Source organism: Pseudomonas sp. P110(2024) (assembly GCF_057480795.1).
Window position 1 is genome coordinate 1 of record NZ_JBLIYT010000014.1, and the last position, 25,009, is coordinate 25,009.

Consider the following 25,009-nt stretch of genomic DNA (forward strand, 5'->3'; position numbering starts at 1 on the left):
GCGATGTCGACGCATAGTCACCTTTTCGCCCTTACGGCGAGTTCCTTTTTGAAGGATCAAAAAGGAACCAAAAAATCCTCGCTCCATTCATCCGGCCCTCCGCTTCGCTCCGGGTTCCCTCACTCCGGCCTTGCTCCCGGGAGGACCGCGCTGTACGCCCCATCCTGGGGCGCAGCGCTTGACGGGCATCCATGCCCGTCACCTCCCTCCGCAAGACCTCCGTTCGGCCTCCTGAAGTCGCGAAGTTACGGGCGGCGCCTGGACTGGCGCAGCTGTCGCTAGTGGGCTGCAGGGGTTAATCTTCTGATCGCCAAGGCCGGCAGGCGTCAAAGGGCGTCGTGGCGAGCCAGCGCCCACTCCACGTGCTCGCGTACCAGCTCCGAAGGATCATCCCGCCGCGCGTTGAGCGCCTCCAGCACGGGAATGGTCGATGGCGCATTCCCCAGTCCCACCGCTAGGTTACGCAAAAACCGCTCATACCCCGCCCGCCGCAAGGGCGAGCCCTCGGTGCAACCGAGAAAACGCTTTTCATCCCACAGGAACAGCTCGGCCAGCTCGATATTGTCCAGCCCCCGGCGGGGCATGAAGTCGTCTTCGGTCGTGGTCTTGGCGAAACGGTTCCAAGGGCAGACGATCTGGCAATCGTCGCAGCCGAACACCCGGTTACCGATCAGTGGGCGCAGTTCCAGTGGAATGGCACCGCGTAATTCGATGGTCAGATAGGAGATGCAGCGTCGGGCATCAAGCTGGTAGGCCCCGACGAATGCCTGGGTCGGGCAGATGTCCAGGCACGCCTGGCAGCGCCCGCAATGATCGCTGCCCTGCACGCCGTCGATCGGCAGCGGGAGGTCGACGAACAGCTCGGCCAGGAAGAAATAGCTGCCAGCCTTGCGGTTCAGCAGCAGGGTGTTCTTGCCGATCCAGCCCAGGCCGGCTTCCTGCGCCAGGGCCTTTTCCAGCACCGGGGCGCTGTCGACGAAGGCACGGTAGCCAAAGGGACCGATGGCCGCCTGGATGCGGTCGGCGAAGTGCTGCACGCGCTTGCGCACCAGCTTGTGATAATCGCGGCCCAAGGCGTAGCGCGAGATATAGGCCTTTTCCGGCTCCGCCAGGCGCTTGGCCATCTGCGTGTCGCCGGGCAGGTAGTCCATGCGCAGCGAAATCACCCGTAGCGTGCCGGGGATCAGCTCGGCCGGGCGCGAGCGCTTGTGGCCATGGTCGCCCATGTACTCCATCTCGCCGTTGTAGCCAGCGGCCAGCCAGCGCTGCAGGTGCTGTTCGTGCTCGCCAAGATCGACGCCGGCGATGCCGACATGGGCAAAACCGAGTTCGCGGCCCCAATCCTTGATCGATTGGGCCAGTGTGGCGATGTCTGGGGTCGTGGCGGGCATGGATGGATAAGGCATTACAGGCACAGGTGCGTATAATTCTGCCAGACATCGGAGCCTTTGACCCCATGCCTCAGACCAAACACCCCCCATTGTTGCTGAGCAGCCTGACCTTGGCCGGGCTGCCACCCCGTGCCGCCGATGCCCACAAGGGCGATTTCGGCCATGTGCTGGTGATCGGCGGTGACCTGGGCACCGGCGGCGCGGTCTTGCTCAGCAGCGAGGCGGCACTGCGTTGCGGCGCCGGCCTGGTCAGCGTGGCGACCCGTGCCGAGCACGTCGCCGCCGGGCTGGCCCGCCTGCCGGAGGTGATGTGGCAGGGCGTGAGCTCGGCCAACCAGTTGCTCGGCCCGCTCGCACGGGCCACGGTGCTGGTGGTCGGCCCCGGGCTGGGCCAGGCGGCCTGGGGCCGCAGCCTGCTGTCGGCGGTGACCCATGCGCATCTGCCGCAGGTATGGGACGCCGATGCTCTCAACCTGCTGGCCGCTGCGCCACTGGCGTTGCCCAGCGGCAGCATCCTCACCCCGCACCCGGGCGAGGCTGCGCGGCTGCTGGGCATCTCCACCGAGGCGGTGCAGGCCGACCGGCCGGGCGCCGCGCGCAAGCTGGCGCGGCGTTACGCCAGCGTCTGCGTGCTCAAGGGCGCGGGCACGCTGGTGGCCGATCCGGCGGGGCAGTTGGCGCAGTGCGGGCGAGGGCATCCGGCCATGGCCGGTGCCGGGCTGGGCGACGTGCTTACCGGCGTGTTGGCGGCGTTGTTGGCCCAGGGGCTGGACGCCTGGCAGGCCGCCTGCTTGGGGGTATGGTTGCATGCCTGCGCGGGCGAGCGCCTGGGTGTCAAAGGTAGAGGGCTGGCGGCCAGCGATCTGGTCCCGGTCATTAGAGCGTTATTGGAGGAGCATTCAGCGTGTCAGGTGTAACCCTGTTTCTGGCCGACGAGCCAGCCACCGTCGCCTTTGGCGCCAAGCTGGCCGAAGTGACCAAAGGTCATGGTGTGATCTTTCTCGAAGGCGACCTGGGCGCCGGCAAGACCACGCTGTCCCGTGGCCTGATCCGTGGCCTGGGTCATGAAGGTCCGGTGAAAAGTCCGACATTCACCGTGGTCGAACCCTACGAAATCGGCGACATTCGCGCCTTCCATTTCGACCTCTATCGCCTGGTCGATCCGGAGGAACTGGAGTTCATGGGCATTCGCGACTATTTCGAGGGCGATGCGCTGTGCCTGTTCGAATGGCCCGACAAAGGCGCGGGCGTTTTGCCAAAGCCCGACCTGACCATTACCATAAGCCCGCAAGCGGGCGGACGTTCGCTGAACCTGTCGCCGCAGGGGGCACGCGGCGAAGCCTGGTGTGCCGTTCTGGCCAAAGAATTCAAACAGTAAGTGGGGAAAGGTATGCGCATACGCGCACTGGTCGCCGTCGTTGGGCTGCTGCTGACCGCGGTGACCGTTGACGCGCTGGCCGTCACTCAAGTCAAGAGCATGCGCCTGTGGCGCGCTCCGGACAACACGCGGCTGGTCTTCGACCTGTCCGGGCCTGTGCAGCACAGCGTCTTCACCCTGACCGCACCCGATCGCCTGGTGATCGACATCAACGGCGCCACCCTGGGCGCGCCGCTGAATGTCTCCACCTCGAATACGCCGATCACCAGCGTGCGCTCGGCCCAGCGCACGCCCACCGACCTGCGGGTGGTGGTCGACCTGAAAAAGGCCGTCTCCCCCAAGAGCTTCACCCTGGCGCCAAACGCCCAGTACGGCAACCGCCTGGTGGTCGACCTGTACGATCAGGAGGCCGATGCCATCGCCGCCAGCAACCCGACCCCGCCACCGACGCCGCAGCCCCCGGCCACGACGCCAGCGGTGCCGGTCACCCCGGCGCAACCGGCGATCAAGCTGCCGCCAGCTCCGAGCGGCAAGCGTGACATCGTGGTCGCCATCGACGCCGGTCACGGTGGCGAAGACCCTGGCGCGTCCGGCTCGCGCGGCCAACACGAGAAAGACATCGTGCTGGATATCGCCAAGGAGCTGCAGCGCCAGATCAACGCCGAGAAGGGCTACCGCGCCGAGCTGACCCGTACCGGCGACTACTTCATCCCGTTGCGCAAGCGCACCGAGATCGCCCGCAAGAAGGGCGCCGACCTGTTCGTTTCGATTCACGCCGACGCCGCGCCGTCGAAGGCCGCGTTTGGCGCCTCGGTGTTCGCCCTGTCCGACCGTGGCGCCACCTCCGAGACCGCCCGTTGGCTGGCCGACACGGAAAACCGTTCCGACCTGATCGGCGGTGCCGGCAACGTCAGCCTCGACGACAAGGACCGCATGCTGGCCGGCGTGCTGCTCGACCTGTCGATGACCGCCACCCTCAGCTCCAGCCTCAACGTTGGCCAGAAGGTGCTGGGCAACATGGGACGGGTCACGCCGCTGCACAAGCAGCGTGTGGAACAGGCCGGGTTCATGGTGCTGAAATCGCCGGACATTCCGTCGATCCTGGTCGAGACCGGGTTCATCTCCAACGCCAACGAGGCCGCCAAGCTGGCGACCCGCAGCCACCAGCAGGCGCTGGCGCGCTCGATCCACACCGGCGTGCGCCAGTTCTTCCAGCAGAACCCGCCACCGGGCACCTACATCGCCTGGCTGCGCGACAGCGGCAAGATCGCCCAGGGGCCGCGTGAGCACACCGTGCGCCCCGGCGAGACACTGGCGATGATCGCGGTGCGCTACCAGGTCAGCGTTGCCAGCCTGCGCAGCAGCAACAGCCTGAAAACCGACGAGCTGAAGGTCGGCCAGCACCTGGACATCCCCACCACCGCCCTGGCGTCCCAGCAATGAGTGGCGGCTCGCGCATACAGCTGCTCAGCCCGCGGCTGGCCAACCAGATCGCCGCCGGCGAGGTGGTCGAGCGCCCCGCGTCGGTGGCCAAGGAACTGCTGGAAAACAGCCTCGACTCCGGTGCCCGGCGCATCGAGGTCGAGGTCGAGCAGGGTGGCGTGAAGCTGCTGCGGGTGCGCGACAACGGCAGCGGCATCGCCCCGGATGACCTGCCGCTGGCCCTGGCGCGTCATGCCACCAGCAAGATCCACGAACTGGAAGACCTCGAAGGCGTACTCAGCCTCGGCTTTCGCGGAGAAGCCCTGGCCTCGATCAGTTCGGTGGCACGCCTGACCCTGACCTCGCGCACCGTCGACGCCAGCGAAGCCTGGCAGGTGGAAACCGAAGGGCGCGAGATGACGCCTCGGGTGCAGCCCGCCGCGCATCCGGTCGGCACCTCGGTCGAAGTGCGCGACCTATTCTTCAATACCCCGGCCCGGCGCAAGTTCCTCAAGGCCGAGAAGACCGAGTTCGATCACCTGCAGGAAGTGATCCGGCGCCTGGCACTGGCGCGCTTCGACGTCGGCTTCCACCTGCGCCATAACGGCAAGACCATCTTCAGCCTGCACGAAGCCGCCGACGAGATGGCCCGGGCGCGGCGCGTGGGCGCCATCTGCGGCCCGGGCTTCCTCGAGCAGGCGCTGCCGATCGATGTCGAGCGCAATGGCCTGCGCCTGTGGGGCTGGGTCGGCTTGCCGACCTTCTCGCGCAGCCAGGCCGACCTGCAGTACTTCTTCGTCAATGGCCGCGCCGTGCGCGACAAGCTGGTCGCCCACGCGGTGCGCCAGGCCTATCGCGACGTGCTGTTCAATGGCCGCCACCCGACCTTCGTGCTGTTCCTCGAGTGCGACCCGACCGGAGTGGACGTCAACGTGCACCCGACCAAGCACGAAGTGCGCTTCCGCGAAGGGCGCATGGTCCACGACTTCCTTTATGGCACCTTGCACCGCGCCCTGGCCGACGTGCGCCCGGAAGACCAGCTCGCCGCGCCTGCCGCGACCAGCGAGATGCTTCGCCCGAGTGGTCTGCAGGCCGGCGAGTTCGGCCCGCAGGGCGAGATGCGCCTGGCCTCGCCGGTGCTCGAGCAGCCCCAGGGCGAGGCGCGCCCTGCCTTCTCCTCCGGCGGTTCTGGCGCTGGCTATCAGTATCAGTACACCCCGCGCCCCGCGCAGCCGGTCCACGTCGGCGAGGCCCAGGCGGTCTACCGCGAGTTCTACGCGCCGCTGGACAACACCGCCGCCACGTCGAGCGCGCTGCCGGAAAGCCAGGGCGACATTCCGCCGCTGGGCTACGCCCTGGCACAGCTCAAGGGTATCTATATCCTCGCCGAAAACGCTGTCGGCCTGGTGCTGGTGGACATGCACGCCGCCCATGAGCGGATCATGTACGAGCGTCTCAAGGTGGCCATGGCCAGCGAAGGCCTGAGCGGCCAACCGCTGCTGGTGCCCGAGTCGCTGGCGCTGAGCCAGCGCGAGGCGGATTGTGCCGAGGAACACGCTCAGTGGTTCCAGCGTCTGGGCTTCGAGCTGCAGCGCCTGGGCCCGGAAACCCTGGCGATCCGCCAGATCCCGGCGTTGCTCAAGCAGGCCGAGGCCAACCGTCTGGTGCAGGATGTGCTTGCCGACCTTATGGAGTACGGCACCAGCGACCGGATCCAGGCGCACCTGAACGAACTGCTCGGAACCATGGCCTGCCACGGCGCGGTGCGCGCCAACCGGCGCCTGGCCATCCCGGAGATGAACGCGCTGCTGCGCGACATGGAAAACACTGAGCGCAGCGGCCAGTGCAACCATGGCCGGCCGACCTGGACCCAGATGGGCCTGGACGACCTGGACAAGCTGTTCCTGCGGGGCCGATGAGATGAGTGCGAAACCCCCGGCGATCTTCCTCATGGGACCGACTGCAGCCGGCAAGACCGACCTTGCCATCGAGCTGACCAAGGTGCTGCCCTGCGAGCTGATCAGCGTCGATTCGGCGCTGGTCTATCGCGGCATGGACATCGGCACCGCGAAGCCCTCCAAGGAGGTGCTGGCCGCCCACCCGCACCGCTTGATCGACATCCTCGATCCCGCCGAAAGCTACTCGGCCAAGCGGTTCTGCACCGATGCCCTCGAGGCCATGGCCGAGATCACCGCGCGCGGCAAGATCCCGCTGCTGGTCGGCGGCACCATGCTCTATTACAAGGCACTGATCGAGGGCCTGGCCGACATGCCGGAGGCTGACCCGGCGGTGCGCGCCGAACTCGAGGCCCAGGCCGCCACGCTGGGCCTGGGCGAGCTGCACCGGCAACTGGCCGAGGTGGATCCCGAATCGGCGGGGCGCATCCATCCGAATGACCCGCAGCGGTTGATCCGTGCGCTCGAAGTGTATCGGGTCAGCGGTCAGACCATGACCGCCCACCGCCAGCGTCAATTCGCGGAAAGTAGCGCTGCAGACGCAGGCGCGGGCGGGCATTTGCCCTATACTGTCGCGAGTTTGGCGATTGCTCCTACAGATCGTCACATTTTGCATCAGCGAATTGCGTTACGATTTTCACAGATGCTGGAACAGGGCTTCGTCGACGAGGTCCGAACGCTGCGAGCCAGAAGTGACTTGCACGCGGAACTGCCGTCTATACGGGCAGTGGGCTATCGACAGGTCTGGGATCATCTCGACGGCAAGCTGACTGAGAATGAGATGCGTGAACGCGGTATCATCGCCACACGCCAGCTGGCCAAGCGGCAGTTCACCTGGTTGCGCGGTTGGGAAGGCGTGCACTGGCTGGATAGCCTGGCCTGCGACAATCTGTCCCGCACCTTGAAATACCTGGGGACCGTCTCCATATTGAGCTGAGTCCCTGCCAAATGCCGTCTATCCTTGCGGACGGGCGTCATAATTTATCGATTTTCTTGATTTTCTACTATTGATCCTTACAGGAGTGCGGCATATGTCAAAAGGGCATTCGCTACAAGACCCTTACTTGAACACCTTGAGAAAAGAAAAAGTCCCGGTTTCGATCTATCTGGTCAACGGGATCAAGCTGCAGGGCCAGATCGAATCCTTCGACCAGTTTGTTGTGCTGCTGAAGAACACTGTCAGCCAGATGGTCTACAAGCACGCCATTTCGACTGTCGTACCTGCCCGTCCGGTTCGCCTGCCAAGCCCGTCCGATGCCGATCACGGCGACAGCGAGCAAGGCAACGCTTGAAAAAAGTAGGAGCCTGCATTGTTCTTTGAGCGCCACGGTGGTGGTGAGCGAGCGCTGCTCGTTCACTTGGAAGGTCAGAACCCTGAGGCGCGCGAAGACCCGCAGGAGTTTCAGGAGCTGGCGCTGTCGGCCGGCGCCGATATCGTCTCGCTGGTAACAGTGGCGCGGCATCAGCCCACCGCCAAGTTTCTGATCGGCAGCGGCAAGGTCGACGAATTGCGCGACCTGGTCCAATCAGCCGAAGCCGACCTGGTGATTTTCAATCACACCCTTACGCCCAGCCAGGAACGCAACCTCGAGCGCGTCTTCGAGTGTCGCGTGCTGGACCGCACCGGGCTGATTCTCGACATCTTCGCCCAGCGGGCGCGCACTCATGAAGGCAAGCTGCAGGTCGAACTGGCCCAGCTCGAGCACATGAGCACGCGGCTGGTGCGCGGCTGGACCCACCTTGAGCGGCAGAAGGGCGGTATCGGCCTGCGCGGCCCGGGCGAGACCCAGCTGGAAACCGACCGCCGCCTGCTGCGGGTGCGCCTGCGTCAGATCAAGGCACGCCTGGAGAAGGTGCGCAGTCAGCGCGAGCAGGCCCGTCGCGGGCGCAAGCGCGCGGACATCCCGTCGGTGTCGCTGGTGGGCTACACCAACGCCGGCAAGTCGACCCTGTTCAACGCCCTGACGCAATCCGAGGTGTATGCCGCGGACCAGCTGTTCGCCACCCTCGACCCGACCTTGCGCCGGCTCGAACTGGCCGACCTGGGGCCGATCGTGCTGGCCGACACCGTGGGCTTTATCCGCCACCTGCCACACAAGCTGGTCGAGGCATTTCGGGCTACGCTCGAAGAGTCGAGCAACTCCGACCTGCTGCTGCACGTGATCGACGCCCATGAGCCCGAGCGCATGGAGCAGATCGAACAGGTGCTGGCGGTGCTGGGCGAGATCGGGGCCGAGAGCTTGCCGATCCTCGAGGTCTATAACAAACTCGACCTGCTTGAAGATGTCGAGCCGCAGATCCAACGCGATGCCGATGGCAAGCCGCAGCGGGTCTGGGTATCGGCACGTGATGGACGCGGCCTGGAGCTGGTTGGCCAGGCGATTGCCGAGCTGCTGGGGGACGATCTGTACGTCGGAACCCTGTGCCTGGAGCAACGGTTTGCCCGCCTGCGCGCGCAATTCTTTGCCCTGGGTGCCGTGCAGAGTGAAGAGCATGATGAAGAAGGGCGCAGCCTGCTGAGCGTGCGACTGCCCAGGGTCGAGTTGAATCGCCTGGTCAGCCGCGAAGGCATGGAGCCGCAAGTGTTTGTCGAGCAACACACTTTGCAATAAATGCCCGTCGAGGTCGGCGGGCAGCGGTGACAGGCATTCTGTAGCATTGGACGGCGCGCCGTGGGCGCGTCTTTGCTTTATCAGATGGAGAGCGCTATGGCTTGGAACGAGCCGGGTGGCAACTCGAACAATCAGGATCCCTGGGGCGGTCGCCGTAACGGCGGTGGCGGTGGTGGCGACAAGAAAGGTCCACCGGATCTCGACGAGGCCTTCCGCAAGCTGCAGGACAGCCTGAACGGCATGTTCGGCAGTGGCAAGAAACGCGGTGGCAGTGGCGACCGCAATATCGGCAAGGGTGGCGGCTATGGGCTGCTGGGCATTGGCCTGGCGGTGCTGGCTGCCATCTGGATGTACAACGCCGTGTACGTGGTGGACGAGCAGGAGCAGGCCGTGGTGCTGCGCTTCGGCAAGTACTACGAGACCGTCGGTCCCGGCCTGAACATCTACTTCCCGCCGATCGACCGCAAGTACATGGAAAACGTGACTCGCGAGCGGGCCTACACCAAGCAGGGCCAGATGCTCACCGAAGACGAGAACATCGTCGAGGTGCCGCTGACCGTGCAGTACCGCATCAGCAACCTGCAGGACTTCGTACTCAACGTCGACCAGCCGGAAGTCAGCCTGCAGCATGCCACCGACAGCGCCCTGCGCCACGTGGTGGGTTCCACCTCGATGGACCAGGTGCTGACCGAAGGCCGCGAGCAGATGGCCGTGGATATCCGCGAGCGTCTGCAGCGTTTCCTCGACACCTACCGCACCGGTATCACCGTCACCCAGGTCAACGTGCAGAGCGCGGCAGCCCCGCGTGAAGTGCAGGAAGCCTTCGACGACGTGATCCGCGCCCGGGAAGACGAGCAGCGTGCGCGCAACCAGGCCGAGTCCTACGCCAATGGCGTGGTGCCCGAGGCACGCGGCCAGGCGCAGCGTATCATCGAGGACGCCAATGGCTACCGCGATGAAGTCATTGCCCGCGCCAAGGGTGAGGCCGACCGCTTCAGCAAGATGGTCGTCGAGTACCGCAAGGCGCCGGAGGTCACTCGCCAGCGTCTGTACATCGATACCATGCAGGAGGTGTACAGCAACTCCAGCAAGGTCATGGTGGCCACCAAGGACGGGCAGAGCAACCTGCTCTACCTGCCACTGGACAAGATGGTCGAAGGCAGCCGCAACAGCGCGTCGGCGCCGGTCAGCAGCGTTTCGCCGTCGGTCAACGACGCCGCCGCGCGCGCCGCGCAGGACCTGCAACAACAACCGCCGCTGCGTTCCAGGGAGAGCCGCTGATGAGCAATAAATCGCTGTTCGCCCTGATTGGTGCCGTGGTCGTGGCGATCGCCGCCTGGAACTGCTTCTACATCGTCTCGCAGACCGAGCGCGCGGTATTGCTGCAGTTCGGCCGCGTGGTCAAGGCTGATGTCCAGCCCGGCCTGCACGTGAAGGTGCCGTACGTGAACCAGGTGCGCAAGTTCGACGCCCGCCTGATGACCCTCGACGCCCCGACCCAGCGTTTCCTGACGCTGGAGAAGAAAGCGGTGATGGTCGATGCCTACGCCAAGTGGCGGGTCAAGGATGCCGAGCGCTTCTACACCGCGACCTCGGGCATGAAGCAGATCGCCGACGAGCGCCTGTCGCGGCGTCTGGAAAGCGGCCTGCGTGACCAGTTCGGTAAACGCACCCTGCACGAAGTGGTGTCCGGTGAACGTGATGCGCTGATGGCCGACATCACCGCCTCGCTGAACCGCATGGCCAGCAAGGAACTGGGTATCGAAGTGGTCGACGTTCGCGTCAAGGCCATCGACCTGCCGAAGGAAGTCAACCGCAGCGTGTTCGACCGCATGAGCACCGAGCGTGAGCGTGAGGCCCGCGAGCACCGCGCCAAGGGTAACGAGCTGGCCGAAGGTATTCGTGCCGACGCCGACCGTCAGCGCCGCGTGCTGTTGGCCGAGGCGTATCGTGAAGCTGAAGAGACCCGTGGTGATGGTGACGCCCAGGCGGCTGCCATCTATGCCAAGGCCTACACCCAGGACGCCGATTTCTACGCGTTCTACCGTAGCCTGCAGGCCTACCGCGAGAGCTTCTCCAGCAAGAGCGACGTAATGGTCCTGGATCCGAAGAGCGAGTTCTTCCGCTACCTGGACAAGAGCAAGCCCTGAGGTTGCTCTCATGACGGGGCGCCCCGTCTGGCAGCTAAAATGCCAGGCGGGGTGCATCCTGAATGAAAAGGGGTGTATGATGCGGCAGCCGGGAAATTCCCGGCTTTTTTGCGTCTGCAAGGTTGATCGGCCCATGGCTTGTTGACGGTTTGGTCAGGACGCAAGGCAATTCGAGGGTATTGGGTACGGTGGTTGCGCTGGGATTAGTGCTGCCCGCTATTGTGCGCCAATGCCTGCTTCACTCACGGCTCGCCTGCGGGCAGGCCGCCCGGACCAGAGGGGAAATGGCGTAATGGCAACGGTAGACCGCTGGCTGCTGCCAGATGGCATCGAGGAAGTACTGCCACCTGAGGCGGCGCGCATCGAGATCGCGCGGCGTCAGGTGTTGGACCTGTTCCAGAGTTGGGGTTACGAACTGGTCGTCACGCCGCATATCGAGTACCTGGAGTCGCTGCTCACCGGCGCCGGCCAGGACCTGGACCAGCGCACCTTCAAGGTCGTCGACCCGCAGTCCGGCCGCCTGATGGGCTTCCGTGCCGACTTCACCCCGCAGGTGGCGCGCATCGACGCCCACACCCTGCGCCGTGAGGGCCCGAGCCGCCTGTGCTACGCCGGCAGCGTGCTGCACGCGCAACCGCGTGCCCTGTCCACCTCGCGCAGCCCGATCCAGCTGGGCGCCGAGCTGTACGGCGATGCCAGCCCTACCAGCGATGTCGAGGTCATCAGCCTGATGCTCGCCACGCTGCAGCTGACCGATGTGCCGGATGTGCACATGGACCTTGGCCATGTCGGTATCTACCGCGGCCTGGCCCGTGCCGCCAACCTGTCCGGTGATGTGGAGCAGCAGCTGTTCGACGCCCTGCAGCGCAAGGCGGTCGACGAAGTGCAGGCGCTCACCGCCGACCTGCCGAAGGACCTGGGCAACATGCTGCGTGCCCTGGTCGAGCTGTGCGGCGGCCGTGAAGTGCTGGCCGAAGCCCGCGTGCGCCTGGGTCGTGCCCCGGCCAGCGTGCTGGCGGCGCTGGACGACCTGCTGGCGATCGCTGATCGCCTGGCGGCACGTTACCCGGATTTGCCGCTGTACTTCGACCTTGGCGAGCTGCGCGGCTACCACTATCACACCGGCGTGGTGTTCGCGGTGTTCGTGCCGGGCGAAGGTCAGTCGATCGCTCAGGGCGGTCGCTACGACGACATCGGCGCCGATTTCGGCCGGGCGCGCCCGGCCACCGGATTCTCCACGGATTTGAAGACCCTGGTCACACTGGGGCGAGCGGAGGTCGTATTGCCTGCTGGTGGCATCTGGATGCCCGACAGCAGCGATGCGGCCCTCTGGCAGCAAGTCTGCCAGTTGCGCAACGAAGGCCAGCGTGTGGTCCAGGCCCTGCCTGGCCAGCCGTTGAGTGCTGCCTTCGAAGCGGATTGTGATCGGCAATTGATTCAGCAAGACGGGCGCTGGCAGGTTCTGCCGCTGACCCATTGAGATTCTTCGCCGGCAGTGGGCCGGCAACCAAGTTGCGTGAATGAGGACAAGTGTTATGGGTAAGAATGTCGTCGTCCTGGGCACCCAGTGGGGTGATGAGGGCAAAGGCAAGATCGTCGATCTGCTGACCGAACATGCTGCCGCCGTAGTGCGCTACCAAGGTGGCCACAACGCGGGCCACACCCTGGTGATCAACGGTGAGAAGACCGTTCTGCACCTGATTCCCTCGGGCATCCTGCGTGAAGGCGTGCAGTGCCTGATCGGCAACGGCGTGGTCGTTGCTCCCGACGCCCTGATGCGTGAAATCACCAAGCTGGAAGAGAAGGGCGTGCCAGTGCGCGAGCGCCTGCGCATCAGCCCGGCCGCCCCGCTGATCCTGTCCTACCACGTGGCCCTCGACCAGGCCCGTGAGAAGGCCCGTGGCGAAGCCAAGATCGGCACCACCGGTCGCGGCATTGGCCCAGCCTACGAAGACAAGGTGGCCCGTCGCGGCCTGCGCGTGGGCGACCTGTTCCACCGCGAGCGTTTCGCCGCCAAGCTCGGTGAGCTGCTGGACTACCACAACTTCCAGCTGGTGAACTACTACAAAGAACCGGCCATCGACTTCCAGCAGACCCTGGATGAGTGCATGGCCTACGCCGAGCAGCTCAAGCCGATGATGCTCGACGTCACCGCCGAACTGCACAACCTGCGCCGCGCCGGCAAGGACATCATGTTCGAAGGCGCCCAGGGTTCGCTGCTGGACATCGACCACGGTACCTACCCGTACGTCACCAGCTCCAACACCACTGCCGGCGGCATCTCCACCGGTTCCGGCGTTGGCCCGATGTACCTGGACTACATCCTGGGCATCACCAAGGCCTACACCACTCGCGTCGGTTCCGGTCCGTTCCCGACCGAACTGTTCGATGAGACCGGCGCCACCCTGGCCAAGCGTGGCCACGAGTTCGGCTCGACCACCGGTCGTGCCCGTCGTTGCGGCTGGTTCGACGCCGTCATCCTGCGTCGCGCCATCGACGTCAACAGCATCTCGGGCATCTGCCTGACCAAGCTGGACGTGCTGGACGGCCTGGAAACCATCAACATCTGCGTTGGCTACAAGAACGAGAACGGTGCCGTCATCGACGCGCCGTCCGATGCCGACAGTTACATCGGCCTGGAGCCGGTGTACGAAGAGATGCCGGGCTGGAGCGAGTCGACCTTGGGCGTAAAAACCCTGGAAGAGCTGCCGCAAGCCGCGCGCAACTACATCAAGCGCATCGAGGAACTGGTCGGCGCGCCGATCGACATCATCTCGACTGGCCCGGACCGCAACGAGACCATCGTGCTGCGTCATCCGTTCGCCTGATCGGCCACTTCGGTAGCTGCTTGAACGCCGCGCTCTCGCAAGGGAGCGCGGCGTTTTCATTTACGAGCAAGGGTGGCTTTGCACAAATGCCTTACCCCCTTCTACTCATTGGCGTTTATACCTGCTGCCTCAGGCACAACCCTTGCTGTAAGAAGTTTCTGTAGATGCCATCAAAGTAATGGCGCCAGAAACACGAGGGTTACAACGTGTCTGCCATCCTTTCACTGTTACGAAGCCGCCTCTTGCGGCCTGTGTTTGTTGCGCTTGGTATCGCTCTTCTGGTGCAGGTGCTGGTCGCCGTTGCACTGACACGGAGCACGGTCACCGCCCTGGAGGCCGATTTGGGCGCGCGCCTGGGTAACGACAGTCAGAAGCTGGCCGCCGAACTGGAGCAGGCCGGACAGGATGTCCGCGCCGGGCTCGACAGCCTGTCGGCCAGTACCCGCCAGCGCCTCAGCGCCGGCCTCTCCGAGCGTCTGCAGGGCGAACAGCAGCAGCTGCGCGCCACCCTGGAGAAGAATCTCAAGGACTCGGCCAATGACATGGCCGAGCTGCTGGCCTCGGTCGCGCCGCGGGCGATCTGGGACAACGACGTGCCGACGCTGTCGGACTTCGCCCGTCGTGCCCAGCGCAACCCCAATGTGCTGTTCGTGATCTATGACGACGCCCAGGGCCAGCACCTGACCCGCTACCTCAACCGACAGAACCCGATCAACCAGGCGTTGATGGACAAGGGGCAGGGTGAGCGTGCGCTGGACAAGGTACTGGACGCCGCGCGCAAGGATCCGTCGGTGTACTACGTCGAGGCCTCGATCAACCCCAACGGTGCCGAGATCGGCAAGGTGCTGATGGGGGTCTCCACCGTGGGCGTCGACCAGGAGCTCAAGGCCCTCGACCAGCGCTTCGCCGCCCTGATCGCCAGCGGCGAACAACTGGTCGGCGACAGCCTGGTGGCCGCCGCTGCCGACAGCGGCAAGGCCCTGCGCGCGCGGTTGGAAACGGCGCAGAACAGCGCCACGGCGATGCAGGCCAACACCGCGCAGACCGTGCGCGACGCGGCCGCCGAGCTGCGCTGGCGCATCGGCCTGGGCCTGGTGCTGGTGGGCCTGGGCGTGCTGTTGGTGGTGGCCGTGGTGCTCGGGCGTCGGGTGCTTAGCAAGCTCGGCCTGCTGATCGCCGCGCTGAACGACCTGGCCGCGGGCGAGGGGGACCTGACCAAGCGGGTCAAGCTCGATAGTCGTGACGAGATCGGCGACATGGCCTCGGCGGTCAACCGCTTCGTCGACAAGCTCCAGCCCATCGTCCGCGAAGCGGGCGAGGTGGCGCAGCGCACCGGTGTCGAGATCGACAGCATGGCCCAGCGCAACGCGGGGGCCGATGCCGCCGCCGCGCTACAGCGTGATGAGGTGGCGGCCAGCCTGCGCGACCTGTCGAGCATGGCCGACGAGGCCCAGGCAGAGAGCCATGCGATGCAGGCGGCGTTGCAGCAGGTGGTGGACATTCGTCAGGCCACCGACGAGAACAGCCGCGCCTCCACCCAGCTGGCACGGTTGATCGAGAACCTGGCCGGCGAGGTGCAAACCGGCTCCCAGGTGATCGAGCGGCTTGCCAAGCAGAGCGAGCAGATCGAGGTGGTGCTGACGGTGATTCATGGCATCGCCGAGCAGACCAACTTGCTGGCGCTGAACGCCGCCATCGAGGCGGCGCGGGCCGGGGAAACCGGGCGCGGCTTCGCCGTGGTGGCCGACGAGGTGCGGGCGCTGGCGAGCAAGACGCAGAGCTCGACCGGTGATATCCAGTCGCATATTGCCGCCCTGCAGCAGGGGGCCAAGGAGGCGGTGGCGACCATCAGCCAGGCCGGACGCCAGGCCAGCGAGGGTCTGCTGGTGTTGCGTGATAACGAGCGTCGCCAGCAGTCGGTGCAGGCGGCGGTGGAGCAGGTGCATGCGGCGATCGGCCTGGCCACTCGCGCGGCGGAGCAGCAGGCCAATGGCGCCCAGGCCGTGCGCGGTCGGGTGGAGAACATTCATGCCCAGGCCGAGCGCTCGGCCGAGGTGGTGATGCAGACCACGGCCAGCAGCAAGGTACTGGATGACCTGGCGGCGCAGTTGCGCGCCAGCCTGGGGCAGTTCCGGGCCTGACTCGGGCGAGGGCTGAGCCCTCGCATCGCGACACAAGGCCGCTCCCACAGGTTCGGCGCTCGGTGCAGTGCCTGTGGGAGCGGCCTTGTGTCGCGATTGGGCCGCAAAGCGGCCCCAGTGGGTGTCACGCCTTGTTCAGATACATCCGCGTCGTCAGCAGGTACACCGGCAATCCCGACACCACGATCAGCAACGCCGCATAAGGCGCCGCCGCCGCGAACTCGACGTTGGCGGTGTGCGCCCACACCTCGGTGGCCAGGGTGGTCATGCCGGTCGGGCTGAGCAGCAGGGTTGCGGTCAGCTCCTTCATCGCATCCAGGAACACCAGGGCGAACGCCGCCGCCATCGCCGGGAAGATGATCGGCAGGGTGACCCGGCAGAACGCCGCGAAACTGCTCGCACCCAGGGTGCGTGCGGCCTCTTCGAGCGTCGGTGAGGCCTTGTTCAGCGCCGTGCGCACCGGCGACTGCGCCAGTGGCAGGAACAGCAGGGCATAGGCCAGGATCAGCAGCGCCGTTGTCTGGTACAGCACCGGCACATAGTGCAGGGCGAAGAACACCAGGGTCAGGGCGATCACCAGCCCGGGCAGGGCGTGCAGCAGGTATGGCAGGCGCTCGGCCCAGATCGCCAGGCGCCCTTTGTAGCGCACCACCAGGAAACTGATCGGCAGGGCCAGCAGCACGCAGAAGCCGGCGCCGCCCAGGGAGACCGACAGCGAAGTGGCCAGGGCCTTGCCGATGGCCGCAACCGGGAACGCCGCGGACGAACCGACGCTCAGCCAGTAGCCAAGCATGGCCAGCGGAATGCCGCTGCCCAATACCGCCAGGGCCAGGCAGAACAGCTGCCCCAGCGGCATCCAGGCACGCAGGCGCAGCGGTTGCGCGCGGCGCGCCACGCCCTGGCCGATGCGCACATGGCGGGCCTTGCCGCGCACCCGCAGCTCCAGCCAGAGCATCGCCAGGCACAGCACCAGCAGCACCGCCGAGAGCATGGCCGCGTTGGCGTTGCTGAACTCCAGCTCGAACTGCTGGTAGATCGCCGTGGTGAAGGTCTGCAGGCCGAGGATCGACAGGGCGCCGAACTCCACCAGCATATGCAAGGCGATCAGCAGCGCGCCACCGAGCATCGAGGGCCACAGCAGCGGCAGGGTGATCCTGTGGAACACGCCCCAGCGCCCGCAGCCCAGGGTGCGCGCCGACTCCTCCAGCGAGGTGTCGAGGTTGCGCAGGGTGGCGGCCACCGGCAGGAACACCAACGGGTATTTCGACAGTGCCATCACCAGAATGGCCCCGCCCAGGCCCTCGAAGTCAGAACTCAGTGACACCCAGGTGAAGCTGCTGACGAACGACGGCACGGCGAACGGCAGGCACAGCACCACGCCCCACAGGCGCCGCCCCGGCAGGTCGCTACGCTCCAGCAGCCAGGCCAGGGCCACGCCAACCAGCAGGCAAAGCACGGTGACGCCGACCATCAGCAGCAAAGTGTTGCGCAGCAGGCCCCAGACAAACGGGCGCCAGAGCAGGCGCAGGGCTTCGTGCCAGCCGGCTTCCCAGGCCTTGAGTCCGACGTACAGCAACGGCAGCAGGCTCATCGCCACCAGGAACAACACGGGCAACACCACCCAGACGGAGGGTCGCTTGCGCTTCGGTACGAAGCGCGACAAGGCGGGCGAGGGCAGGGCGGCGGTCATCAGAGCAGGCCAACCTCACGTTCGAGTTCGATGGCTTCCTCGGCATTGCCAAGGTCCGCCGGCGAGATCTTCGGCGGGCGCAGATCCTCGAACGGTTTCAGGCCACGGTCCGAGACCATGCCCTTGTGCAGCGGGTACTCGGCGGTGGTCTGGGTGATCACCCGCTGGCCTTCTTCGCTGGCCATCCAGTTGAGCAGGGCCTGGGCTTCCTTGGGGTGCTTGCTGGCCTTGACTACCGCGGCGCCGGAAATGGTGACCAGGTTGCCGGCATCGCCATCGGCCAGGTAGTACAGCTTGGAATCCAGCTTGCCGCGCTCGCGCTCAAGCGCATACCAGTAGTAGTTGTTCACCAGAACCGCGGCGACTTCGCCTTTTTCCACGGCCTTGAGGGCCACCATGTTGTTGGTGTAGGTCTTGCCGAAGGCTTTCAGGCCGGTCAGCCATTCTTCGGTGGCCTCGCGGCCATGCATCTTCAGGATGGCCACGGCCTGTTCCTGGAAGGCGCCGCTGGTGGGGACGTAGCCGACGCGCCCTTCCCACTCGGGGTTGGCAAAGTCCATGACCGTGGTCGGCAGGTCTTTCTCATCGATCTTCTTCGGGTTGAACACCACGATGCGGGTGCGGGCGGTGATGCCCATCCAGGTGCCGTTGGCGCCTACGTATTCCCTGGGCATCATGTTCGCGGTGGCGTCGTCGATCTTCGCCAGCAGGCCCAGCTCGCCCAGGTTGTTCAGGGGCGGGGATTCCTCGGTGTAGATGATGTCGGCCGGCGAGCGTGCGCCTTCCTCGATGATCTGGCTGGCCAGCTGGTTGCTGCTGCCCTTGCGGATATTGATATGGATGCCGGTCTTGGCCTCGTAGGCCTTGGCGATGGCGTCGCCGATTTCCTTGTGCTGGCCGTTGTACATCGTCAACGTGACCGGTTCGTCTGCCAGGGCGGCCGGAGCGCCGATCACCAGGCTCAGAACTGCGGCGGCCAGGGTGCGCATCAGCGGTTGCGGGCGGATCGTCATGCGGGTACTTCCTCGCTTACGGCTACATATTTGGAAACAATGGTAAACGAAATTGTTTCTCAAATGGGCGCATGACGGGAAATTCATGGGTCGACCATGGGATAGGGCTTGCCCCGCGATACAAAATCGCAGGCAAGAAAAAACCCACTAGCAAGCTAGTGGGTTTTTGTATGGTGCCCAGGAGAAGACTCGAACTTCCACGACCGTTAAGTCACTGATACCTGAAACCAGCGCGTCTACCAATTCCGCCACCTGGGCAAAGCTTTGCATCATCTGATGAAGGCGACTATCGTTCGCTTTCACACAGTAGTAACAGATCCTTGGTCATCTGTTACTTGAAAAATTTGGTGCCCAGGAGAAGACTCGAACTTCCACGGCCGTTAAGCCACTGATACCTGAAACCAGCGCGTCTACCAATTCCGCCACCTGGGCACACATTCGAGATTACAAGATGCTTTACAGCGTCGTTCATCTCTACTACAACTTCGGGGTTGTCCGTCGTTGTGGTGCGCACTATACGGACGCCCCTGATGCCTGTAAACCCCCCGAACGAAAAAAAATTCAAAAAATTCAACTTGTTGATTCCGCAGGCCTATTGCCGCATGACGGACACGCTGCCGGGGCTGTCCAAGGCTGACATTTCCGGTTTCAATACGCCTATGCCAGAATTCCATTCTATATACCCCAAGGTGAACCCTTTCTGATGGCCGATTGGCAATCCCTCGATCCCGAGGCCGCTCGCGAAGCGGAAAAATACGACAACCCCATCCCCAGCCGTGAGCTGATCCTGCAGCGCCTCGCCGACCGTGGCGAACCGGCTGCCCGTGAACAGCTGGCCGAAGAGTTCGGTCTTTATGAAGAAGACCAGATCGAAGCCCTGCGCCGCCGCCTGCGTGCCATGGAGCGCGATGGTCAGCTTATCTATACCCGGCGCGGCACCTATGCCCCGGTGGACAAGCTCGACCTGATCTGCGGCCGCGTATCCGGCCACCGTGATGGTTTCGGCTTCCTGATCCCCGATGACGGCAGCGAGGACCTGTTCCTCAGCCCGGCGCAGATGCGCCTGGTGTTCGACGGCGACCGCGGCCTGGCCCGGGTGTCCGGCGTCGACCGCCGTGGCCGGCGCGAAGGCGTGCTGGTCGAAGTCATCTCCCGCGCCCATGAAAGCGTGGTCGGCCGCTACTTCGAAGAAGGCGGCATCGGCTACGTGACCCCGGACAACCCGAAGATCCAGCAGGAAGTGCTGGTCACCGCCGGGCGCAACGGCGGCGCCAAGATCGGTCAGTTCGTGTCGATCAAGATCACCCACTGGCCAACCCCACGCTTCCAGCCCCAGGGCGACGTGGTCGAGGTGATCGGCAACTACATGGCGCCGGGCATGGAGATCGACATTGCCCTGCGCAGCTATGACATTCCGCATGTCTGGCCGAGGGACGTGATCAAGGAAGCGCGCAAGTTCCGCTCCGAAGTCGAGGAGAAGGACAAGGAGAAGCGCGTCGACCTGCGCCACCTGCCGTTCGTCACCATCGACGGCGAGGATGCCCGCGACTTCGACGACGCCGTCTATTGCGAACCGCTGGGCAAGCTGCGCCTGTTCTCCGGCGGCTGGCGCCTGTACGTGGCGATCGCCGACGTCTCCAGCTATGTGCGCCTGGGCTCGGCCCTGGACGTCGAGGCCCAGCAGCGCGGCAACTCGGTGTACTTCCCCGAGCGCGTGGTGCCGATGCTCCCCGAGGAGCTGTCCAACGGCCTGTGCTCGCTGAATCCGCACGTCGATCGCCTGGCCATGGTCTGCGAAATGACCATGAACAAGGCCGGCCAGATGGTCGACTACCAGTTCTACGAAGGGGTTATCCACTCCCACGCGCGCCTGACCTACAACAAGGTCAGCAGCATGCTCGAGCATGCCCGCACCCGCGAGGGCAAGGCGCTGCGCGAGGAGTACAAGGAAGTCCTGCCGGACCTGAAGAACCTGTACAACCTGTACAAGGTGCTGGTCGATGCCCGTCACACCCGTGGCGCGATCGACTTCGAAACCCAGGAAACCCGGATCATATTCGGCGAAGACCGCAAGATCGACGAAATTCGTCCGACCGTGCGCAACGATGCCCACAAGCTGATCGAGGAATGCATGCTGGCGGCCAACGTCGCCACCGCCGAATTCCTGCAGAAGCACAACGTGCCTGCGCTGTACCGCGTGCACGACGGTCCGCCGCCGGAACGCCTGGAAAAACTGCGCGCCTTCCTCGGCGAACTGGGCCTGACCCTGCACAAGGGCAAGGATCCATCGCCCAAGGACTACCAGCAACTGCTGGCGAGCATCGCCGGGCGTCCGGACTTCCACCTGATCCAGACCGTCATGCTGCGCTCGCTGAGCCAGGCGGTGTACAGCGTCGAGAACAACGGCCACTTCGGCCTGAACTACGAGGCCTACACCCACTTCACCTCGCCGATCCGCCGCTACCCGGACCTACTGGTGCACCGCGCCATCCGTAGTGTGATCCGCTCCAAGGTCGACACCCCGCACGTCAAGCGTGCCGGCGCCATGAGCATCCCCAAGGCGCGCATCTACCCGTACGACGAGAACACCCTCGAGCAGATGGGCGAGCAGTGCTCGATGACCGAGCGCCGCGCCGACGAGGCCACCCGCGACGTGGTCAACTGGCTCAAGTGCGAGTACATGCGTGATCGCGTGGGCGAGACCTTCCCCGGCGTGATCACTGCGGTGACCGGTTTCGGCCTGTTCATCGAGTTGACCGACATCTACGTCGAAGGCCTGGTGCATGTCAGCGCCCTGCCGGGTGATTACTACCACTTCGATCCGGTACACCACCGTCTGTCGGGCGAGCGCAGTGGTCGCAGCTTCCGCCTGGGCGATACGGTCGAGGTCAAGGTCATGCGCGTCGATCTCGAGCAGCGCAAGATCGATTTCGAAATGTCCGAGGCTACCGTCAACGCGCCGGTCGGCCGCAAGTCCGCCGCGCCTGTCGGCAAGGCCGCGCCGGAGCCGGCAGCGGCGCCCGAGGCGAAGATCTCACCCAAGCCGCGCAGCCGCAAGAGCGAAACCGCCGAGGCGTACTTCCCGAAAGACGCGGTGCAGCGCAACGCCGAGGTGCGCAAGAGTCGCGAGATGAAGAAGGCGCTGATGAGCGACGCCAAGCACAGCGCTCACGCCGGTGGCAAGGCGGAGAAGGGCGCCAAGTCGTCGGGCAAGACCAAGCATCGCAAGGGGCCGTCGAAGTCCGGCGCGCCACGTAAGGGCAAGAGCAAGTCATGAGTCAGCTGGAAAAGATCTACGGTGTGCATGCTGTGCAGGCGCTGCTGCAGCACCACCCCAAGCGCGTCAAGCAGATCTGGCTTTCCGAGGGGCGCAGCGAGCCGCGCATCCAGGCCTTGCTGGCCCTGGCCGCGGAAAACCGCGTCCAGGTCGGCCAGGCCGAGCGTCGTGAGCTCGACGCCTGGGTCGAGGGCGTGCATCAAGGCGTGGTCGCCGAGGTGAGCCCGAGCCAGGTCTGGGGCGAACTGATGCTCGAGGAACTGCTCGAGCGCACCGAGACGCCGCCGCTGATCCTGGTCCTGGACGGTGTCACCGACCCGCACAACCTCGGCGCCTGCCTGCGCACCGCCGATGCCGCCGGCGCCACGGCGGTGGTGGTGCCCAAGGACAAGTCGGCGACCCTGACGCCGGTGGTGCGCAAGGTGGCCTGCGGCGCTGCGGAAGTGATTCCGCTGGTGGCCGTGACCAACCTGGCCCGTACCCTGGAAAAACTCCAGCAGCGCGGTCTGTGGGTGGTCGGCACTGCCGGCGAGGCCGAGCAGGAGATTTACCAGCAGGACCTGACCGGCCCGCTGGTGATGATCATGGGCGCCGAAGGCAGGGGCATGCGCCGTCTGACCCGCGAGCACTGCGATTTCCTGGTCAAGCTGCCGATGGCGGGCAGCGTCAGCAGCCTGAACGTCTCGGTGGCGACCGGGGTGTGCCTGTTCGAGGCCGTGAGGCAGCGTCAGGTCAAGCGCTGATTCCTCCCCTGGGGTGGGCTTCCACGAGCCCGCCCTCGCGGGAATCGCTTCGGCGGGCGAATATGTTTCCGGCTGTTCAAATATTCGCCAGCCTCCTTGCTTGTCCCTCCAGCCTTCTCTACAATTGCGCCCCTTGCCGAGCTGGCAGGCGCGCATGCGCCTTCTCGCCAGGGCAAGACATACAAGTGTCATTCACTCCTTGTCTGACCAGGTAGCTGGCAGACTACTAACCCGTAAGGAGCATTCATGCGTCATTACGAAATCATCTTCCTGGTTCACCCGGACCAGAGCGAGCAAGTCGGCGGCATGGTTGAGCGTTACACCAAGCTGATCGAAGAAGACGGCGGCAAGATCCACCGTCTGGAAGACTGGGGCCGTCGTCAACTGGCCTACGCAATCAACAATGTTCACAAGGCTCACTACGTGATGCTGAACGTTGAGTGCACCGGCAAGGCTCTGGCCGAGCTGGAAGACAACTTCCGCTACAACGATGCCGTGATCCGTAACCTGGTCATCCGTCGTGACGAAGCCGTTACCGGCCCGTCCGAGATGCTCAAGGCCGAAGAGAACCGCAGCGAGCGCCGTGAGCGTCGCGAACGTCCTGAGCATGCTGATGGCGCCGAAGGCGACGACAGCAATGACAGCGACAACAGCGATAACGCTGACGAGTAATCCACGGACCTTTTGAGGAGCCAATCACATGGCACGTTTCTTCCGTCGTCGTAAATTCTGCCGCTTCACTGCTGAAGACGTGAAAGAGATCGACTTCAAAGATCTCAACACCCTGAAAGCTTACGTATCCGAAACCGGCAAGATCGTTCCAAGCCGCATCACCGGTACCAAAGCTCGTTATCAGCGTCAGCTGGCTACCGCTATCAAGCGCGCCCGCTTCCTGGCCCTGCTGCCCTACACCGACAGCCACGGCCGCTGAGACCGGGTCGTCGACTAAGTAGCAAGGGATAGGCATGCGAGCGTTGGCAAGTTTCATCATGCGCGGTCGTGTGCAGGCCACCCTCGTGGTGGTCATCAGCGCGGTACTGCCGCTGCTGTTCTGGTTGAGTGCCGCCGCCGGGAGCCTGGTGTTCCTGCGGCGCGGTTTCAAGGACGCGTCATCGATCATCGCCTGGGGCCTTTTGCCAGCGATGGTCCTGGCGTACTTCGGCGAACTGAGCACCTTGCTGGTGCTGTTGGGAACGCTGGGTCTGGCCGCCTTGTTGCGGGCCGGACATTCCTGGACCCGGGTGCTGCTGTCCAGTGTCGCATTAGGCTTGCTGTACAGCCTGATCCTGGACGCGGTGATGCGCGAGACCTTCGAGGTGCTGGCCAAGGCGCTTGAAAAAGCCCTGCCGCAGATCGAGGGTCAACCGGTACTACCTGGTGAGCTGATCGGCCCTTTGCTGGTCGCTTCCAGTGCGGTAATGCTGCAGCTGTTCAGCCTGCTGGCTCTGATGCTGGCGCGCTATTGGCAGGCGGCGTTGTACAACCCCGGCGGTTTCGGTCGCGAGTTTCGCGAGCTGAGGCTGCCACTGGTGCCAATGCTGGTGCTGGTGTCGTTGATGGTGCTCGGTCCGTTTCTCGGCTCGCCGTTCATCGTTCTCGCCACCGCCTCCAGCCTGGTGCTGCTGCTCGCTGGCATCGCCCTGATTCACGGGCTGGTGGCGCAAGGGCGACTGGCTGGGTTCTGGCTGGTGGGGATGTACGTGACGCTGCCGCTGCTCATGCAGCTGATGTATCCGTTGCTCGTGGTTTTGGCCATTGTCGACAGCCTGATTGATTTTCGCGGTCGCAAGTCCCCTTCACAGGGTGACGACTCCGCGAACGGTGAAGGTTAAAAGTTAAGAGGTTTTACCAAATGGAACTGATCCTGCTGGAAAAAGTCGCCAACCTGGGCAACCTGGGCGACATCGTTAAAGTCAAGTCCGGCTACGGCCGTAACTTCCTGCTGCCGTTCGGCAAGGCCACCGTCGCCAACGCCGCCAACAAGGCCGCGTTCGAAGAGCGCCGCGCCGAGCTGGAAAAAGCCGCCGCAGAGAAGAAAGCTTCGGCTGAAAGCCGCGCTGCCCAACTGGCCGAGCTGGAAGTGACCATCACTGCCACCGCTGGCGACGAAGGCAAGCTGTTCGGTTCGATCGGCACCCACGACATCGCTGACGCCCTGACCGCCTCCGGCGTTGAAGTGGCCAAGGCTGAAGTTCGTCTGCCGAACGGCACCATCCGTCAGGTTGGCGAATACGACGTAGCCGTGCACCTGCACAGCGACGTTGAAGCCACTGTACGTGTGGTCGTCGTAGCTGCCTAAGCTGCGCTGACTGGCTGGCTCCTTGTGGGTCAGACGGTTAACATCGGGCACGGTCCTGTGTTTAACAGGCCGTGCCCTTTGTCTTTTTCATCCCCCAGAATTCTTTCGTG

Annotated in this window: 21 protein-coding genes, 2 tRNA genes and 1 pseudogene; 19 read left to right on the plus strand and 5 right to left on the minus strand. The window is 64.6% G+C overall.

The annotated features are described in order from the left end of the window. Positions 1–326: 326 nt before the first annotated feature. Positions 327–1,391 (minus strand): tRNA epoxyqueuosine(34) reductase QueG, encoded by a 1,065-nt coding sequence (queG, locus tag AC25ND_RS21070; protein ID WP_062360844.1) that lies wholly within the window; start codon positions 1,389–1,391, stop codon positions 327–329. 65 nt (positions 1,392–1,456) lie between these two features. Between queG and AC25ND_RS21075 the strand changes: the two genes are divergently transcribed. The 13 genes and pseudogenes from AC25ND_RS21075 to AC25ND_RS21135 all read left to right on the plus strand — a co-directional run bounded on the left by AC25ND_RS21075 (position 1,457) and on the right by AC25ND_RS21135 (position 15,877). Further along, positions 1,457–2,308: an NAD(P)H-hydrate dehydratase gene (locus AC25ND_RS21075; protein ID WP_028688266.1), complete on the plus strand. Its 852-nt coding sequence runs from the start codon at positions 1,457–1,459 to the stop codon at positions 2,306–2,308. A gap of 8 nt (positions 2,309–2,316) precedes the next feature. Continuing rightward, positions 2,317–2,769 (plus strand): tRNA (adenosine(37)-N6)-threonylcarbamoyltransferase complex ATPase subunit type 1 TsaE, encoded by a 453-nt coding sequence (gene tsaE / locus AC25ND_RS21080; protein WP_371349750.1) that lies wholly within the window; start codon positions 2,317–2,319, stop codon positions 2,767–2,769. Positions 2,770–2,781: 12 nt separating this feature from the next. Then, positions 2,782–4,212 (plus strand): N-acetylmuramoyl-L-alanine amidase, encoded by a 1,431-nt coding sequence (locus AC25ND_RS21085; RefSeq protein WP_028688264.1) that lies wholly within the window; start codon positions 2,782–2,784, stop codon positions 4,210–4,212. After that, positions 4,209–6,110, plus strand: coding sequence for a DNA mismatch repair endonuclease MutL (mutL, locus tag AC25ND_RS21090; RefSeq protein ID WP_486976572.1), 1,902 nt, complete (start codon positions 4,209–4,211; stop codon positions 6,108–6,110). The genes AC25ND_RS21085 and mutL overlap by 4 nt, the downstream gene beginning before the upstream one ends. Before the next feature lies 1 nt (position 6,111). Continuing rightward, complete coding sequence (gene miaA, locus AC25ND_RS21095; protein WP_062360847.1) at positions 6,112–7,083, plus strand: tRNA (adenosine(37)-N6)-dimethylallyltransferase MiaA; 972 nt, start codon at positions 6,112–6,114, stop codon at positions 7,081–7,083. Positions 7,084–7,177: 94 nt separating this feature from the next. Continuing rightward, entirely contained in the window at positions 7,178–7,438 is a 261-nt protein-coding gene (gene hfq / locus AC25ND_RS21100) for an RNA chaperone Hfq (RefSeq protein ID WP_028688261.1), read from the plus strand. An 18-nt stretch (positions 7,439–7,456) separates the two neighbouring features. Next, positions 7,457–8,758: a ribosome rescue GTPase HflX gene (gene hflX / locus AC25ND_RS21105; protein ID WP_028688260.1), complete on the plus strand. Its 1,302-nt coding sequence runs from the start codon at positions 7,457–7,459 to the stop codon at positions 8,756–8,758. A gap of 96 nt (positions 8,759–8,854) precedes the next feature. Continuing rightward, positions 8,855–10,039, plus strand: coding sequence for an FtsH protease activity modulator HflK (gene hflK, locus AC25ND_RS21110; RefSeq protein ID WP_182321821.1), 1,185 nt, complete (start codon positions 8,855–8,857; stop codon positions 10,037–10,039). Continuing rightward, positions 10,039–10,908, plus strand: a complete 870-nt coding sequence (gene hflC, locus AC25ND_RS21115; protein ID WP_186596604.1) for a protease modulator HflC — start codon at positions 10,039–10,041, stop codon at positions 10,906–10,908. Before hflK ends, hflC begins: the two co-directional genes overlap by 1 nt. A gap of 292 nt (positions 10,909–11,200) precedes the next feature. Then, on the plus strand, positions 11,201–12,388 hold the full coding sequence (locus AC25ND_RS21120) for an ATP phosphoribosyltransferase regulatory subunit (protein ID WP_062360852.1): 1,188 nt from the start codon (positions 11,201–11,203) through the stop codon (positions 12,386–12,388). A gap of 55 nt (positions 12,389–12,443) precedes the next feature. Then, positions 12,444–13,736 carry an adenylosuccinate synthase gene (locus AC25ND_RS21125; RefSeq protein WP_028688256.1) on the plus strand — a complete coding sequence of 431 codons (1,293 nt, stop codon included), beginning with the start codon at positions 12,444–12,446 and terminating at the stop codon, positions 13,734–13,736. Between the two features lie 1,022 nt (positions 13,737–14,758). Beyond that, positions 14,759–14,971 (plus strand): annotated as a pseudogene (locus tag AC25ND_RS21130) (methyl-accepting chemotaxis protein); the annotation flags it as partial. Between the two features lie 201 nt (positions 14,972–15,172). Continuing rightward, entirely contained in the window at positions 15,173–15,877 is a 705-nt protein-coding gene (locus AC25ND_RS21135; RefSeq protein ID WP_371349751.1) for a methyl-accepting chemotaxis protein, read from the plus strand. Positions 15,878–16,001: 124 nt separating this feature from the next. On the opposite strand, the gene AC25ND_RS21140 is transcribed toward AC25ND_RS21135, so the two are convergent. From AC25ND_RS21140 to AC25ND_RS21155, 4 genes are all read right to left on the minus strand, one after another. Continuing rightward, a complete protein-coding gene (locus AC25ND_RS21140; RefSeq protein WP_028688254.1) occupies positions 16,002–17,567 on the minus strand; it encodes an ABC transporter permease in 1,566 nt (521 codons plus the stop codon). Next, on the minus strand, positions 17,567–18,580 hold the full coding sequence (locus AC25ND_RS21145) for an extracellular solute-binding protein (RefSeq protein WP_028688253.1): 1,014 nt from the start codon (positions 18,578–18,580) through the stop codon (positions 17,567–17,569). The genes AC25ND_RS21140 and AC25ND_RS21145 overlap by 1 nt, the downstream gene beginning before the upstream one ends. Positions 18,581–18,751: 171 nt before the next feature. Further along, positions 18,752–18,838, minus strand: a tRNA-Leu gene (locus AC25ND_RS21150). Positions 18,839–18,925: 87 nt separating this feature from the next. Then, positions 18,926–19,012: transfer RNA gene (locus AC25ND_RS21155), tRNA-Leu, on the minus strand. A 271-nt stretch (positions 19,013–19,283) separates the two neighbouring features. Here AC25ND_RS21155 and rnr point away from each other — a divergent pair. The 6 genes from rnr to rplI all read left to right on the plus strand — a co-directional run bounded on the left by rnr (position 19,284) and on the right by rplI (position 24,899). After that, positions 19,284–21,857, plus strand: coding sequence for a ribonuclease R (gene rnr / locus AC25ND_RS21160; protein ID WP_062360855.1), 2,574 nt, complete (start codon positions 19,284–19,286; stop codon positions 21,855–21,857). Continuing rightward, the gene (gene rlmB, locus AC25ND_RS21165; RefSeq protein ID WP_028688251.1) at positions 21,854–22,600 is read left to right on the plus strand and encodes a 23S rRNA (guanosine(2251)-2'-O)-methyltransferase RlmB; all 747 of its coding nucleotides are present in this window, start codon (positions 21,854–21,856) and stop codon (positions 22,598–22,600) included. The genes rnr and rlmB overlap by 4 nt, the downstream gene beginning before the upstream one ends. A 246-nt stretch (positions 22,601–22,846) precedes the next feature. Next, positions 22,847–23,272 carry a 30S ribosomal protein S6 gene (gene rpsF / locus AC25ND_RS21170; protein ID WP_011535936.1) on the plus strand — a complete coding sequence of 142 codons (426 nt, stop codon included), beginning with the start codon at positions 22,847–22,849 and terminating at the stop codon, positions 23,270–23,272. Between the two features lie 28 nt (positions 23,273–23,300). Then, positions 23,301–23,531 carry a 30S ribosomal protein S18 gene (gene rpsR / locus AC25ND_RS21175; RefSeq protein WP_003249563.1) on the plus strand — a complete coding sequence of 77 codons (231 nt, stop codon included), beginning with the start codon at positions 23,301–23,303 and terminating at the stop codon, positions 23,529–23,531. A gap of 34 nt (positions 23,532–23,565) precedes the next feature. Continuing rightward, positions 23,566–24,432, plus strand: coding sequence for a YybS family protein (locus AC25ND_RS21180; protein ID WP_028688250.1), 867 nt, complete (start codon positions 23,566–23,568; stop codon positions 24,430–24,432). A 20-nt stretch (positions 24,433–24,452) separates the two neighbouring features. After that, the gene (rplI, locus tag AC25ND_RS21185; protein WP_028688249.1) at positions 24,453–24,899 is read left to right on the plus strand and encodes a 50S ribosomal protein L9; all 447 of its coding nucleotides are present in this window, start codon (positions 24,453–24,455) and stop codon (positions 24,897–24,899) included. Positions 24,900–25,009: the final 110 nt, after the last annotated feature.

Excerpts from the sequence above, each read along its gene's own strand:
- queG (WP_062360844.1), bottom strand. The coding sequence starts at position 1,391 with ATGCCCGCCACGACCCCAGACATCGCCACACTGGCCCAATCGATCAAG.
- AC25ND_RS21075 (WP_028688266.1), top strand. The coding sequence starts at position 1,457 with ATGCCTCAGACCAAACACCCCCCATTGTTGCTGAGCAGCCTGACCTTG.
- AC25ND_RS21085 (WP_028688264.1), top strand. The coding sequence starts at position 2,782 with ATGCGCATACGCGCACTGGTCGCCGTCGTTGGGCTGCTGCTGACCGCG.
- mutL (WP_486976572.1), top strand. The coding sequence starts at position 4,209 with ATGAGTGGCGGCTCGCGCATACAGCTGCTCAGCCCGCGGCTGGCCAAC.
- miaA (WP_062360847.1), top strand. The coding sequence starts at position 6,112 with ATGAGTGCGAAACCCCCGGCGATCTTCCTCATGGGACCGACTGCAGCC.
- hfq (WP_028688261.1), top strand. The coding sequence starts at position 7,178 with ATGTCAAAAGGGCATTCGCTACAAGACCCTTACTTGAACACCTTGAGA.
- hflK (WP_182321821.1), top strand. The coding sequence starts at position 8,855 with ATGGCTTGGAACGAGCCGGGTGGCAACTCGAACAATCAGGATCCCTGG.
- hflC (WP_186596604.1), top strand. The coding sequence starts at position 10,039 with ATGAGCAATAAATCGCTGTTCGCCCTGATTGGTGCCGTGGTCGTGGCG.
- AC25ND_RS21120 (WP_062360852.1), top strand. The coding sequence starts at position 11,201 with ATGGCAACGGTAGACCGCTGGCTGCTGCCAGATGGCATCGAGGAAGTA.
- AC25ND_RS21125 (WP_028688256.1), top strand. The coding sequence starts at position 12,444 with ATGGGTAAGAATGTCGTCGTCCTGGGCACCCAGTGGGGTGATGAGGGC.
- AC25ND_RS21135 (WP_371349751.1), top strand. The coding sequence starts at position 15,173 with ATGGCCGACGAGGCCCAGGCAGAGAGCCATGCGATGCAGGCGGCGTTG.
- AC25ND_RS21140 (WP_028688254.1), bottom strand. The coding sequence starts at position 17,567 with ATGACCGCCGCCCTGCCCTCGCCCGCCTTGTCGCGCTTCGTACCGAAG.
- AC25ND_RS21145 (WP_028688253.1), bottom strand. The coding sequence starts at position 18,580 with ATGACGATCCGCCCGCAACCGCTGATGCGCACCCTGGCCGCCGCAGTT.
- rnr (WP_062360855.1), top strand. The coding sequence starts at position 19,284 with ATGGCCGATTGGCAATCCCTCGATCCCGAGGCCGCTCGCGAAGCGGAA.
- rlmB (WP_028688251.1), top strand. The coding sequence starts at position 21,854 with ATGAGTCAGCTGGAAAAGATCTACGGTGTGCATGCTGTGCAGGCGCTG.
- rpsF (WP_011535936.1), top strand. The coding sequence starts at position 22,847 with ATGCGTCATTACGAAATCATCTTCCTGGTTCACCCGGACCAGAGCGAG.
- rpsR (WP_003249563.1), top strand. The coding sequence starts at position 23,301 with ATGGCACGTTTCTTCCGTCGTCGTAAATTCTGCCGCTTCACTGCTGAA.
- AC25ND_RS21180 (WP_028688250.1), top strand. The coding sequence starts at position 23,566 with ATGCGAGCGTTGGCAAGTTTCATCATGCGCGGTCGTGTGCAGGCCACC.
- rplI (WP_028688249.1), top strand. The coding sequence starts at position 24,453 with ATGGAACTGATCCTGCTGGAAAAAGTCGCCAACCTGGGCAACCTGGGC.